Annotated in this window: 12 protein-coding genes; 8 read left to right on the forward strand and 4 right to left on the reverse strand. The window is 59.4% G+C overall.

Going from position 1 to position 13,782, the window contains the following annotated elements:
* The first annotated feature begins 85 nt into the window (after positions 1-85).
* On the forward strand, positions 86-1,273 hold the full coding sequence (locus tag DSM110093_RS10170; protein ID WP_243264933.1) for a multidrug effflux MFS transporter: 1,188 nt from the start codon (positions 86-88) through the stop codon (positions 1,271-1,273).
* Between the two features lie 2 nt (positions 1,274-1,275).
* On the opposite strand, the gene dusA is transcribed toward DSM110093_RS10170, so the two are convergent.
* The 3 genes from dusA to DSM110093_RS10185 all read right to left on the reverse strand — a co-directional run bounded on the left by dusA (position 1,276) and on the right by DSM110093_RS10185 (position 4,646).
* Complete coding sequence (gene dusA, locus DSM110093_RS10175) at positions 1,276-2,238, reverse strand: tRNA dihydrouridine(20/20a) synthase DusA (protein WP_243267711.1); 963 nt, start codon at positions 2,236-2,238, stop codon at positions 1,276-1,278.
* A 225-nt stretch (positions 2,239-2,463) separates the two neighbouring features.
* The gene (locus DSM110093_RS10180) at positions 2,464-3,912 is read right to left on the reverse strand and encodes a HAMP domain-containing sensor histidine kinase (RefSeq protein ID WP_243264934.1); all 1,449 of its coding nucleotides are present in this window, start codon (positions 3,910-3,912) and stop codon (positions 2,464-2,466) included.
* Entirely contained in the window at positions 3,909-4,646 is a 738-nt protein-coding gene (locus DSM110093_RS10185) for a response regulator transcription factor (RefSeq protein ID WP_243264935.1), read from the reverse strand. Before DSM110093_RS10185 ends, DSM110093_RS10180 begins: the two co-directional genes overlap by 4 nt.
* A gap of 224 nt (positions 4,647-4,870) precedes the next feature.
* Between DSM110093_RS10185 and DSM110093_RS10190 the strand changes: the two genes are divergently transcribed.
* Genes DSM110093_RS10190 through ugpC form a run of 4 tightly spaced genes read left to right on the forward strand, consistent with a single transcriptional unit; the run spans position 4,871 to position 9,036 of the window.
* Entirely contained in the window at positions 4,871-6,115 is a 1,245-nt protein-coding gene (locus DSM110093_RS10190) for an ABC transporter substrate-binding protein (RefSeq protein WP_243264936.1), read from the forward strand.
* Positions 6,116-6,169: 54 nt separating this feature from the next.
* Entirely contained in the window at positions 6,170-7,042 is an 873-nt protein-coding gene (locus DSM110093_RS10195) for a sugar ABC transporter permease (protein WP_243264937.1), read from the forward strand.
* Positions 7,035-7,934, forward strand: a complete 900-nt coding sequence (locus DSM110093_RS10200) for a carbohydrate ABC transporter permease (RefSeq protein WP_093925805.1) — start codon at positions 7,035-7,037, stop codon at positions 7,932-7,934. The genes DSM110093_RS10195 and DSM110093_RS10200 overlap by 8 nt, the downstream gene beginning before the upstream one ends.
* A gap of 4 nt (positions 7,935-7,938) precedes the next feature.
* A complete protein-coding gene (ugpC, locus tag DSM110093_RS10205) occupies positions 7,939-9,036 on the forward strand; it encodes a sn-glycerol-3-phosphate ABC transporter ATP-binding protein UgpC (RefSeq protein WP_243264938.1) in 1,098 nt (365 codons plus the stop codon).
* 71 nt (positions 9,037-9,107) lie between these two features.
* Here the strand turns inward: ugpC and DSM110093_RS10210 are convergent, their stop codons facing one another.
* Positions 9,108-9,872, reverse strand: coding sequence for a DeoR/GlpR family DNA-binding transcription regulator (locus tag DSM110093_RS10210; protein WP_243264939.1), 765 nt, complete (start codon positions 9,870-9,872; stop codon positions 9,108-9,110).
* A 170-nt stretch (positions 9,873-10,042) separates the two neighbouring features.
* Here DSM110093_RS10210 and DSM110093_RS10215 point away from each other — a divergent pair, with 170 nt between their 5' ends.
* Genes DSM110093_RS10215 through DSM110093_RS10225 form a run of 3 tightly spaced genes read left to right on the forward strand, consistent with a single transcriptional unit; the run spans position 10,043 to position 13,751 of the window.
* Entirely contained in the window at positions 10,043-11,011 is a 969-nt protein-coding gene (locus DSM110093_RS10215) for an ABC transporter substrate-binding protein (RefSeq protein WP_243264940.1), read from the forward strand.
* On the forward strand, positions 11,011-12,714 hold the full coding sequence (locus tag DSM110093_RS10220) for an iron ABC transporter permease (protein ID WP_243264941.1): 1,704 nt from the start codon (positions 11,011-11,013) through the stop codon (positions 12,712-12,714). The genes DSM110093_RS10215 and DSM110093_RS10220 overlap by 1 nt, the downstream gene beginning before the upstream one ends.
* The gene (locus DSM110093_RS10225; RefSeq protein WP_243264942.1) at positions 12,702-13,751 is read left to right on the forward strand and encodes an ABC transporter ATP-binding protein; all 1,050 of its coding nucleotides are present in this window, start codon (positions 12,702-12,704) and stop codon (positions 13,749-13,751) included. Before DSM110093_RS10220 ends, DSM110093_RS10225 begins: the two co-directional genes overlap by 13 nt.
* Positions 13,752-13,782: the final 31 nt, after the last annotated feature.

A 13,782-nucleotide genomic window follows, 5' to 3' on the forward strand; every position in this document is an offset into this window, starting at 1 on the left:
GCGCGCGAAGTACAAGCTGGGCATTTCGGTCTGCGCTTGCCGCCTCCCCCTTTGGCCGCGGCCATCCCATCCGAAAGGACATCACGTGCTACGTTCAGCGCTCATTCTCGGGTTGCTGGGGCTGGTCGGCCCCTTCGCCATCGACATGTATCTGCCCGCCATGCCCGCCATCGCCTACAGCTATGGTGCGTCTGAGACGGCGGTTCAGGCAACCATCACCGCCTATTTCATCGCCTTCGGGCTGGGCCAGCTTTTCTACGGCCCTTGGGCCGATCAGGCGGGGCGCAAGCTGCCGATCATGGTGGGGCTGGTGCTTTTCCTGATCGCCTCCTTCGGGGCCGCCTTTGCGCCGACGATGTCGGCGCTGATCGGCTGGCGGGCCCTTCAAGGGCTTGGCGGGGCCGTGCTGATGGTGGTGCCACGGGCGATCATTCGCGACCAATATACCGGCACGCAAGCCACGCGGTTGATGGCGATGCTGATGTTGGTGATCTCAATTTCGCCGATGCTGGCGCCTTTGGCGGGCAGCGTGGTGATGGCGCTGGCCGATTGGCGCGCGATATTCATGACCTTGGGTGTCTTGGCCATTGCCGCGCTTGCCCTCACCGCCTTCGCCCAGCCCGAAACGCTGCCTGTAAAACGCCGCGTGCGGATCAACCCGCGCAACCTAGCACGCGGGGCAAAGGTACTGCTGAGCGATCCGATCTTCATGGGGCTGACCTTTATCGGCGGCTTTGCAATGGGGTCTTTCTTTGTCTTCATCGCCTTCGCGCCCTTTGTCTACACCGGGCAATACGGGCTGGGACCGACGGGGTTTTCGCTGGCCTTTGCGGTGAACGCTGTCGGCTTCTTCTCGGCCTCGCAACTGGCCGGTTTTTTAGGCGAACGTTGGGGCATGCGCAGCCTCGTGCGGCGCGGGGTGGCAGGCTTCGTCTTCTTTTCCGCCGCGATCTTTATCACTGCGCTGGCGACCAACCCGGGCCTCTATCTGGTGATGGCAGGGCTGTTCTGCGCCAATGCCTGCCTTGGCGTCGTGGTACCGACCGTCATGGTCGTGGCGCTGGACGATCATGGCGATATCGCGGGGTTGGCCTCGTCACTCGGCGGCACCTTGCAGATGGTAGCGGGTGGCCTTTCCATCGCGCTGGCCGGGCCGTTCTTTGACGGTTCTGTTACACCGATGTTGGGGGCGATCGCAGCCTGCGGTCTGGTAGCGGCGGTGCTTACCTTAGCGCTGCTGCGCCCACGCCCTGTGATTGAACCGACTGCCTGACCCTACCCCGCCGCGGCGATTTCTTGCGCCGCGGCGACCTCGGCCAAAGCGGCCTCTACCAGCTCCGGACCCGCGCCGGGCTTATGCGCCCCTTCCGATAGGATACGCCGCCACTGCCGCGCGCCGGGACGCCCGGCAAAAAGCCCCAGCATATGCCGCGTGACCTGCCCCAATCGCCCGCCGCTGGCCAAATGCGCCTCAATATAGGGCAACATCCCCTGCACCGCCGCCTCTGCACTGCTGTTCCTCTCTTTGCCATAGATACGCCGATCGGCGCTGGCGAGGATATCGGTCGGCGAATGATAGGCACTGCGCCCCACCATAACGCCGTCTAGCCCGGCGTCGAGAAAGGCCTCGGCCTGTTCCAACGACGTGATGCCGCCATTGACCGAGATATGCAGATTGGGGAACAGCCCCTTCATCTGATGCACCAGATCATAGTCTAGCGGCGGGATATCGCGGTTTTCCTTGGGGCTTAGCCCCTGCAACCACGCCTTGCGCGCATGGATCGTGACACGGGTGCAGCCTGCCGCCACAATGCGCGACAGGAATTCTGGCAAGATTTCCGCAGGGTCCTGATCATCCACACCGATGCGGCATTTTACCGTCACTTCAACATCACAGGCCGCGCGCATCGCATCGACACACGCCGCCACCAGCCCCGCCTGCTGCATCAAGACCGCGCCGAACGCACCCGATTGCACCCGGTCTGAGGGGCAGCCGCAATTGAGGTTGATCTCGTCATAGCCCGCATCCGCCCCCAACCGCGCTGCCTGCGCGAGTTCTGTGGGATCCGAGCCCCCAAGTTGCAGGGCCACGGGGTGTTCAGACGGATCGTGATTCAACAGATGCAGCGCACCACCGCGCACCAGCGCCGGCGCGGTGACCATCTCAGTATAAAGCAGGGTCTCGCGGCTGAGCAGTCGGTGCAGATAACGGCAATGGCGGTCTGTCCAATCCATCATGGGTGCCACGCTCAAGCGGGCCGCTCTTTCAACTTTATACGTCAATATCTCAACCTCAACACCGACCAAATCTCATATGGCGCGTTTTGCGTGGTTACCGGAGGGGTCCGGTGCTTCGTTTCTGGATTGCCACCCTGTAGCATATTCACACTGACAGGCCAGCACCTGTCGATGATGCTGAACCGACCTACACAGATTTGGCATTCCTCTCGGCGCAAAACGAAATCACGCTCTGTCGATCACAAGGCACGCAGCTAGGCCATCTGACGTGTCCTCAAAGGACAGCGACCCGCCATGCAATTTCGCAATCGCTGCAACAATCGTAAGGCCAAGGCCATAGCCGTCGATCGTGGCCGTATTGGTCCCGCGCTGAAACGGGGCCATAAGAGCCGCCATATCCGCAGCAGAGCTTTCAGTGCCTTCGTCTTCAATGATGATCCTCGCCGTATGGGCGTCAGCTTCGAGCGCGACAATCGCACGACGACCGTATTTCAGCGCGTTCTCAATCAGGTTCGTCACAGCGCGTTCGAGTGAGACGGGCCGTCCGATCACGGTGACGTCCCGGTCGGCAGCAAACACGCTTTGCCCCTGTCGCGCGCTAAAGACCGAACGGGCGCTCTGCACGACAATGTCCGACCCTGCGCGGAAGGTCACATCTCTGCCCGTGTCCTGATAATCAGCGACGATGGAATCGATCAGTGAGCCCAGTGAAAGCTTGCGCGGCTTTTCGACGTTCATCTCGACCCGCGTATAGGTCAGCACGCTTTCGATGATCCCCGTCATACTGTCGATATCGGCCTCAAGTTTCTGGCGCAGTTCGGCATCGGGAATAAGCGCGCTGCGCAGGCGCAGGCGTGTCGCGGGGGTGCCAAGGTCGTGGCTCACGCCCGAAAGAACGGCGGCGCGGCTCGACAATTGTTGGCGTTCATCTTCAAGAAAGCTGTTTACGGCCGAAACGATGTCCTGCAACTCCTGTGGGCCGGGCAGATCATAGCTCGCTGGGCCGCCGATGCGGCGGCGGCTGCGCAACTGCTCTGCAAATTGCGAAAACTCAGCCGAGAGGTTCAGCACCACGGTGAGGGTCACCCCCATCGCCAGCACGGCCAATAGGACGGCCCACATGCGATTATCAGCCGGGGCTGCGGCGCAGTTAAGCACCGAGGCGGCGTCGATCTCAAACCACGGCGCACTGCCCATCTGGGTCAGCACAACCGGATTAGAGCAATAGGACGCCACCAGACGAAAGACCTCTCCGGTCTTCTCCGCCGCGGTTTGATCCGCGCGATTGGGAATCTCGGCCAGCTTGTAGGTAAGATCGGGCGACAGGATCGCCATGGTCAGGGGCGCCCCGGTCTGACTGTTCGCGCTATCGGCAGAGATCAGGACAATAGTGACACGCGCTGCCAGAGGGGCGTGGGAAATCTGACGGAAGGCCCCGCGCGCGGCGCGGGCCTGATCCTCGGCGCTGAGGGGCCGGATTTGCACCTCCTCCGCCGGTACGGTGCCGTTTTGCACGGCGTAGTAAAGGTTGATCCCCGCGACATAGGCACGCTCCTGATGTGCCCGCCAGCTTGCGTTAGAATGGCTCCATAGCCACATGGCAATCCCACCAGAAAGAAAAGCCGTGATGACAAGCAAGCTGCCAATCACCCGTAGGCTGCGGCGCTGGATCACCTGTCGTGTTCCATCACATCGACGGCAAAGACGTAGCCAAGCCCGCGTTCCGTTCTCAGGAATAAGGGGTGTTTCGGGTCCACTTCGATTTTAGCGCGCAGCCGCCCGACCAAAACATCAATCGCGCGCCCCAGCCCATCGCCCTGCGGTCCTGCCTCGCCTGTTACATCAAGTGCTGCGGCGATCTCTTCACGGGTCAGGGGAATATGCGGATTTGCAAGAAGCACCCGCAAAAGCGCCGTCTCGCGCCGAGACAGCGAAACCTGCACCCCACTGGGCGCGCGCGCCTCATTGTGCTTTGCATCATAAGTCCAGCCTGCGAATGTAAAAGTCTTGGTATTGCGACGGTGCACCAGCGAAGAGGACCGCCGCGTGCGGTGCAGCACGGCCTTCACCCGGGCAAGCAGCAGTTCGGGATTGAAGGGCTTGGCGATATAGTCATCGGCCCCCACCGCATAGCCTTCCATCCGCTGATGGTCCGCCGACAGGGCCGAGACCATGATGATTGGCACGTCTTGATCCTGCCGCAAGCGCCCACAGATATCGAGCCCGCTTTCATCCCCCAGCATCACGTCGAGCAAGATTAGATCGACCCGCCCACCCTCAAGATGAGCCGCGACCTCTTCCTCCGTTGCGGCGGGCAATGCGATCGTCCCATGCTTGTGCAGAAATTGCGTCATCATTTGCCGCATCTCTACATCGTCATCGACCACCAAGATCCGCGGAATCGTCACCCGCTCTCCTCCTCTACCCTCAGCGTGATACCACCGCCTTGTCCCCGTCTGAGCGCCATGATGCAACAAAATCCACGGCTAAGTAACAAGCTGTAACGTGCGCGCAGGATAATTGCATGTTGCGACCGGTTTGCTGTGCCCTGCGCATTGCAAGCTGTGTTTTTCCGCGACAATCTCCTGCTATCCGGTCTGGGAGGGCCGTCATTTCCACGGGAGGAAACATCATGAATACCTATGTAACCGGGGCGGTCTCTGCCCTGTCGATGATTGTCGCGACTTCGGCCCTCGCCGAGCCGACAGCCGAGGTGCTGCACTATTGGACATCTGGCGGCGAAGCGAAATCCGTCGCCGTCTTGCAAAAAGAATTCGCCGACAAAGGCGGCAGCTGGACCGATATGCCGGTGGCTGGCGGCGGCGGTGACGCGGCAATGACCGCTCTGCGCGCCCGAGTGCTGTCAGGCAACGCACCAACGGCCGTCCAACTTAAGGGCCCCGCCATTCAGGAATGGTACGAAGAAGGCGTTCTGGCCGATATTTCTTCGGTCGCCGAGGCGAATGATTGGGAAACTGTACTGCCCGCCTCCATCGCTGGGCATATGAAATGCGAGGGCACATGGTGTGCTGCGCCGGTCAACGTGCACCGGGTCGACTGGATTTGGGCGAATGCCGAGGTGCTGAACGCCAATGGCATCGAGATGCCCACCACATGGGATGAATTCAACGCCGCCGCCGACAAGCTGCAGGAGGCCGGGATCATCCCCCTCGCGCACGGTGGGCAAGCTTGGCAAGACGCCACGATTTTCGAGGCTGTCGCTCTGGGCATTCTTGGGCCGGACGGCTACCACAAAGCCTTTGTTGAGCTCGACAACGAAACCCTCACGTCGGACGCGATGATCGCGGTGTTCGACCAGATGCGCACCCTGCGCGGCTATGTCGACAGCAACTTCTCTGGCCGCGACTGGAACCTTGCCACGTCCATGGTCATGAACGGAGAAGCCGCATTCCAGATCATGGGCGACTGGGCCAAGGGTGAATTCATGGCTGCGGGCAAGGTGCCCGGCGAAGACTTCCTCTGTGCTTCTGCACCGGGCGAAGGTTTCCTTTATAACGTCGACAGCTTTGCAATGTTCGACGTGGACGGCGACGACAAAAAGGCTGGCCAAGAACTTCTGGCTGAATTGGTTGTCGGGCAGAACTTTCAAAAGGTGTTCAACCTCAACAAAGGGTCAATCCCTGCCCGCACCGATGTAGCGCTGGATGAATTCGACGATTGCGCCCGTCTGTCCGCCGATGACATGCAAGCCAGTTCCGACAGTGATGCACTGCTGCCAAGCTATGCCCATGGCATGGCGCTGCGCGGCGCTCAGGCTGGTGCGATCACAGATGTCGTGACTGCGCATTTTAATTCGGACATGTCATCTGCCGATGCGGTTCAGATGCTTGCCGACGGTATCGCCAACAGCATGTAACGCCTGCTCCTGCCCCCGCGCATTTGTGGGGGCAGGCCAATTCGGGACATTCACATGATCAAGTGGCTTGAAGAAAACACCCCCAAACTGGTTCTGGCGCCCTCGTTCATCGCCGTTCTGATCTTCGTCTACGGCTTTATCGCTTGGACAGCTTGGGTATCGCTGACGCGCTCGCGGCTTTTGCCGAAGTATGAGATCGAAGGTTTCATCCAGTACGAACGGCTCTTTGCCTCGCCGCGGTGGGAAACGGCCTTTGGCAATCTCTTTGTATTCGGGACGCTGTTCATCGTGATCGCGATGGTGCTGGGTCTCGCGCTGGCGATCCTGCTGGATCAGAACATCCGCACCGAAGGTGCGATCCGTACGATTTACCTCTACCCCATGGCGCTGTCGATGATCGTGACCGGCACCGCGTGGAAATGGATCCTGAACCCCGGTTTGGGGTTGGAGGCCATGGTGCGCGGCTGGGGGTTCGAGAACTTTACCTTCGACTGGTTGGTTGACCCCGACAAGGCAATTTTCACCATCGTGCTTGCGGCGATCTGGCAAAGCTCTGGCTTCGTCATGGCGCTATTTCTCGCCGGGCTGCGTTCGGTAGATGGGGAAATCATCAAGGCCGCTCAGGTCGATGGTATCCCGACATGGCGCGTTTATACCGCGATCATCATCCCGGCGATGGCGCCGATCTTCCTGTCGGCCTTTATCGTGCTGTCGCACCTTGCAGTCAAAAGCTTTGATCTGGTCATCGCTCTGACCGGCGGCGGCCCGGGCTATGCCACTGATCTGCCCGCCACCTACATGTACGCCATGGCGTTTTCGCGCGGGGATATCGGGCAAGCGGCAAGCTCGGCCATGATTATGATGCTGGTCGTTTTCTCCATCGTCGTGCCTTATCTTTATTCTGAATTGAGGTCCAAAGATGGTTGATCTTTCCCTCGCGCAGACCCCGCATCAGGCTGAAGGCCGGACAGGCAGGCTGATCCTGCGGTGGATGCTGTATATCTTGCTGCTGCTTTTTGCGCTGTTCTATTTGCTACCGCTTTTTGTGATGTTGACCACCTCACTGAAAAGCCTTGAGGAAATCCGCACAGGCGATCTGATCGCCCTGCCCCGCGACGTGACCTTCGCTGCATGGCGCACGGCATGGTCAGAGGCCTGCACCGGTATCCAATGCGAAGGGGTGCGGCCGTTTTTCTGGAACTCTGTCCTCATCGCCATTCCGGCAGTGGTGATTTCCACTCTGCTGGGCGCGATGAACGGCTATGTCGTGGCACAATGGAATTTTCGCGGCGCGAACCTGTTCTTCTCACTGATGCTCTTTGGCTGTTTCATCCCTTTTCAGGTGGTGCTTTTGCCGATGGCGCGGGTGCTGGGGCTGATAGGTATGGCAGGCACAATTCCGGGGCTGATCTTTGTCCATGTGATCTATGGGTTGGGTTTCACCACGCTGTTTTTCCGCAACTACTATGTTTCGATCCCGTCAGAACTGACAAAGGCGGCCAAGGTGGATGGCGCAGGGTTTTTCCGCATCTTTTGGTCGATTTTCCTGCCGCTGTCGCTGCCGATCATCGTGGTGACCGTGATCTGGCAATTCACCCAAATTTGGAACGACTTCCTCTTTGGCGTCTCCTTCAGTCAGGCTGGCACGCAGCCGGTGACCGTGGCGCTAAACAATATCGTCAATTCGACCACCGGCATCAAAGCCTACAACGTCGACATGGCCGCCGCGATCATCGCCGGACTGCCGACACTTCTCGTCTATGTGATTGCCGGGAAATACTTTGTCCGCGGCCTGACCGCCGGTTCCGTGAAAGGATAAATCAATGGCCCCGATCCTCGAAATCAACAATCTCTTCAAAAGCTATGGCACGGTTGAGATCCTCAAGGACATCAACGTGGCGATTGAACAGGGGGATTTTCTTGTGCTGGTCGGCCCTTCGGGCTGTGGCAAGTCGACCCTGCTCAACTGTATTGCTGGGCTGGAGCCGATCAGCGGCGGCGAGGTCCGCATTGGTGGGCGTGACATGACCAGCGTCAGTCCCAAAGACCGCGACATCGCGATGGTGTTCCAATCCTACGCGCTTTACCCGACGATGACCGTCGCAAAAAACATCACTTTCGGCATGAAGGTGCGCGGCGTTGATCAGGTCACGCAGGCCGAAAAGCTCGCGCATGTGGCGCAGCAATTGCAGATCGAACCACTGCTTAACCGTAAACCCGGCCATCTCTCGGGTGGCCAGCGCCAGCGCGTTGCCATGGGCCGTGCTTTGGTGCGCGACCCCAAGCTGTTCCTCTTTGATGAGCCGCTTTCCAACCTCGATGCCAAGCTGCGCGTCGAGATGCGGACCGAGATCAAATCCCTACACCAGCGGCTTGGTGCGTCGATGGTCTATGTGACGCACGACCAGATCGAAGCGATGACGCTGGCCACCAAAATCGTCGTTATGAAGGGCGGTGTCATTCAGCAGATCGGCACGCCTGCAGAGATCTACAACCACCCGGCGAACCTATTCGTCGCAGATTTCATGGGCAGCCCGGCGATGAACCTGATCCCGGCAAAGGCACGGTCCGGTAGCGCCGGAACAACAATCGAAATCGCGCGCAAATCCGGGGGGTCGATGGTTTTGACCGACCGCAAGAACCTCAGCCTGCCAGAGGACGTGATTATCGGTGTCCGCCCCGAAAACATCGCCGATGCTAACGCGCATTCCGGCCCGGATTCGCAAGAGGCCGATTGCGTCATCGACATCGTAGAGCCTGCGGGCGCAGACACCTATGCGGTCATGGAGTTGGGCGGCAAACATGTCACCGCGCGGCTGCACGCAGAAACCACCGCTGCGCCGGGCATGAAGCAGCGATTGGCCTTTGATCTGGGTAAAGTCTCGTATTTTGCGCCCGATACGGGGCTGCGTCTGAACTAAGGCTTTTCGGTTTAGCGGCCCTGCCCCGTTCCGCTTTCAATCGGACGGGGCGAAACCGCCCACTAACCCAGTCATACGCGAATGACTTCGCAGCCGTGCCGCGCACAGCTTTCCATAACCGGCGGCGAAAACCTCGCGCCTGTCACCACGATATCAACGTCCCAGAGATGGCCCATCTGAAATGCCAAATCTAATCGGTTCTTGGTGCCGTCCATCACTAGAATGCTCTTTTTGCCGCAGCTTGCGATGGCCTTGCGTGCGCTCATTTCGTCAGCGTTATAGTCCATCACCATGCCCTCTTCGGACAGGCCCCCGCAGCTAAAAACCGCGTAATCGACGCGGTACTTTGCAAAGAATTCAAGCGCAGGCGTGCCGATCATATCCAGATCGCGCATTCTTACGGTTCCGCCTGCCAGTTCAACGGCAACGCCGGGGGCTTGTTGCAGGGCGCAGACGGCGTGGATGCTATTGGATGCGACGAAAAGGTCATTATGCGAGGCCAGAAACCGGGCGCAGGTTTCCACTGTTGTGCCGGTCCCCAACGCCACCCGTGCGCCATCTGGAATTAGGCTTTTGACCGCCAAAGCGATGCGCTGCTTTTCCTGTCGCGCGATGCTTTCGCGTGGCAGATAGCCTATGTTCTCACTTTGCTGCCGCAGCCGCGCATTGCCATTGCGACGCTGGACAAGCCCCGCTTCATCAAGATCGCGCAGGTCGGCTCGTATGGTTTGCACCGAAACGGCAAGCTCGGACGAAAGCTCGATCGCCGATAGAGTCTCGTTCTTAGATAGGAGCGCGATAATCTCATCTCTTCGCTGGGTTACTTCCCATCGCACGGTCATTTCCTTTGAAAAATTCTTAAACTTTTCGGAAGGTTAGGAAAAGTTTTTGAATCTCGCAATATAAATAAAAGTTTCAACTAACTGTTACAAAACTGCCAAACTTCTCAGAGATAAGGCTCATGTGAACTGCTTTCGTTCGAAAGTTAAAACCCCAGGAGCACCCCATGAAGTCCTTCGTCACATCCACCGCTTTCGCGCTTTTGGCCAGCACGGCCATGGCCGATACGATCACTCTTTATACCTCGCAGCCCAATGCCGATGCGCAGCGGACCGTTGATGCCTTTATGGCTGCCAACCCCGGCACCGAAGTTGATTGGGTCCGCGACGGTACAACCAAATTGATGGCCCGCCTGCGTGCCGAGATTGAGGCAGGCAACCCGCAGCCCGATGTCCTGCTGATCGCCGATACGGTGACGCTGGAAGGCATGGCACAGGAAGGTCTTTTGACCGCCTACCAATCGCCCGAAGCCGGTGACTATGACGCGGCGTTGTATTCTGCCGAAGGCCATTACCATTCGACCAAATTGATCACCACCGGGGTCGTCTACAACACTGGTGCCGAGACCGCGCCGACCTCTTGGAAAGATCTCTCGGACGCTTCCATCAAAGGGCAAATCGCAATGCCGTCACCGCTTTACTCCGGTGCCGCGCTGATCCACCTTGCCACGCTGACTGGCGATGAGACTTTGGGCTGGGAGTATTACGAGAACCTCGCCGCGAATGAGGCCCGCGCTCAGGGCGGCAACGGCGGCACTTTCAAAGCCGTGGCTTCGGGTGAAAAGCCATACGGCATGGTCGTCGACTTCCTCGCGATCCGCAACAAGGCCGATGGCTCCCCGGTTGATTTCGTCTTCCCTGAAGAAGGTGTTTCCTATGTGACCGAGCCTGTGGCGATCATGTCTTCCGCCAAGAACGTCGAAGGCGCAGAGAAATTCGTCGACTTTCTGCTCAGCACTGAAGGCCAAGAATTGGTTCTGGACATGGGTTATATTCCTGCTCGTGACGGTATGGGCGTCCCCGAAGGGTTCCCCGCCCGCGAAGACATCAAGCTTATGGCCTTTGACCCTGCCGATGCCCTTGCAAATGCCGAAGCCAACAAAGCCAAATTCGCAGAGCTTTTCGGCGCTGAATGATGAGTGTCGCGCAACAAAATGGAGGCAGCCGGTCCGAGGCCCGGCTGCTCTCTGCCATTCTGATCGTCGCGATTTGCCTGACGCTCGCCCCGGTTCTGCGCCTGTTTGTCGAAGGCGTCACCGATCAGGGCAGTCCCAGCCTGACCCTTATGCGCGATGTGCTGGCACAAGCCTCTACTTTGAGCGCGTTGAAACATTCGCTGGTCACGGCGGGCTTTGGCACTTTGGTATCGCTGGTGCTTGGCGCGGCCTTTGCCTTTCTCGTGGCGCTGACGGATCTGCGGGCCAAAGCGGCTTTGGTCTTTTGTTTGATGATCCCGATGATGATCCCGCCGCAGATCACCGCACTGTCATGGACCCAGATTATGGGGCCGTCGTCGGTCTTACTAAAAACACTGGGCATCGCCCCCCCGCTTGGCGCGCCGCAGCCACTTTATTCGCCGCAAGGGATCATCTTCCTTTTGGGCATCCAGCATATGTCGATCATCTTCCTGACCCTGCGCGCGGGTCTGCGGTCTATCCCCCAAGACGTGGTTGAGGCCGCCCGCATCAGCGGTGCCAAAGGGCTGCGTACATGGTGGCAGGTCGTGATGCCACTGACCTTGCCCAGTCTGGCGGCGGGCACGGCGATTACCTTTGTGACTGCACTTGGCAACTTTGGCATTCCCGCGATGCTGGGCATTCCCGCAGGCTATGCGACGCTACCGACGCTGGTCTATCAAAAGCTGGCTGGCATGGGGACAACCGTCCTGGCCGAGGTTTCGGTTCTGGCGATGCTGATCGGGGCGGTCGCCGTGGCGGGCATCTTATTGCAGCGCCTATGCCAGTCTCGTCAGAGATTGCATCTTGTGGGCAGTACCTCCCGCCCGTTGGCCCTGCCCTTGGGCGCGGCCCGCCTACCGGTTGAGATAACTCTGTGGGCCGTGGTCTTTGCCATCCTCGTACTGCCGATGTTCGGCCTATTGGCGACGTCATTGGTACCTGCCTATGGCGTGACTTTGCGCTTTGACACGGTGACGCTTGTATCATGGTACGAGGTGTTATTCCGCCAACCCGTAACATCGCGGGCCTTTGCCAATTCCTTTGGCCTAGCGGCGGGGGCCTCTGCCGTTTTGGTGATGATCTGCCTGCCCCTAGCGTGGCTGATGGAGCGGCGCAAAACGCGACTTGCGCGGCTTTTCGACAGCCTGCTTGATCTGCCCTACGCGCTGCCGGGTGTTGTCCTGTCGATTGCGATGATCTTGCTGCTGATCAAGCTGCCTTTCACCGAAGCAACGCTCTACGGCACCATCTGGATCATTTTTCTGGCCTATCTCGCGCGGTTCTTCGCGGTGATGTTCCGCCCGGTTCAGGCAAGCCTGAAGCAGTTCGATCCTGCTATGGATGAGGCCGCGCAATCGGTTGGTGCCTCACTCTACCGGCGGCTGCGCGATGTGATCTTTCCGCTTTCGGCCCCAGCGGCAGCGGCGGGGGCGATCCTTGTGTTTCTCACCGCGTTTAACGAACTCACGGTTTCCGCGCTCTTGTGGTCTTCGGGCACCGAGACATTGGGCGTGGTGATTTTCAACCTCGATGACAGTGGCGAAACCGGCATGGCCAGCGCGTTGGCGATGACCATCGTCTTTGTGGTCATCGTCCTCATGGCGCTGATCCAACTGTCTTCCCGTCGCTTTCCCAAAGGAGTTGTCCCATGGCAGACATAGACCTGTCCTCGGTCGGCAAGACATTCGCAGGCACCCCTGCGCTACAAGACATCACAACCCGGTTCGACGATGGCGAATTTATCGCGCTTTTGGGGCCGTCGGGCTGTGGCAAGACCACCCTTCTGCGCATCTTGGCGGGGTTTGAGGCGCCCAGCAGCGGTCAACTCCGCATCGGCACCCGCGAAATGGCCAATGCTCAAACAGGGGTGAACCTGCCCCCCGAAGAGCGCAACATCGGCTTTGTGTTTCAGTCCTACGCGCTCTGGCCGCATATGTCGGTGCGGCGCAACGTGTCCTACCCGCTTGAAATCCGCAGGTTCTCCAAGTCAGAGGTTGCCAGACAGACCGATGCGGCGCTCGCCTCGACGGGGCTTGAGGCCTACGCCGACCGGATGCCCTCTGACCTTTCGGGCGGACAGCGGCAACGGGTGGCCTTGGCGCGATGTCTGGTCTCTGATCCCTGCGCTGTGCTGCTGGATGAGCCCTTGGCCAACCTTGATGTGGCGCTGCGGGCCACGATGCAGGGCGTCTTTACCGATTTCCACAAACGCACCGGGGCCACGATGGTCTATGTCACCCATGACCAAGCCGAAGCCATGGCGATGGCCAACCGGATCGCGGTGATGGATCAGGGCCGTATTCAGCAGTTCGACACGCCGCAAACCCTCTATGAACGGCCCAAAAACCGCTTTGTCGCCGAATTTGTCGGGCGCGGGACCGTGGTGCCGGTGCAAGAGGTCACGCAGGCCGGAGGGGCGAGGCAGGCGCGGATACTGGGGGCCGAAATTGCGGTTCAATCAGCACGCGCCGAGACGCAGGTCAGTCACGTCTGCTTGCGCCCCGAAAACCTGACCATCTCTGAGAGTGGCGATCTGCGCAGCAAGGTCGCGCGGGTCACCTATATGGGCGGCAAATACCTTTTGGAAACAGTCACCGACTGCGGCGCGCGTCTGTTTGCAGAAACCCGCGCCCGCTTTGACGTTGGCGCACAATTGGGCCTGACAATCACCACCCCTTGGGCCTTTTCAGAGGATTAAATGCAAAGCATACGACTACTTTCCGGCATCG

This window comes from Sulfitobacter sp. DSM 110093 (assembly GCF_022788715.1).
Lineage (GTDB): Bacteria > Pseudomonadota > Alphaproteobacteria > Rhodobacterales > Rhodobacteraceae > Sulfitobacter.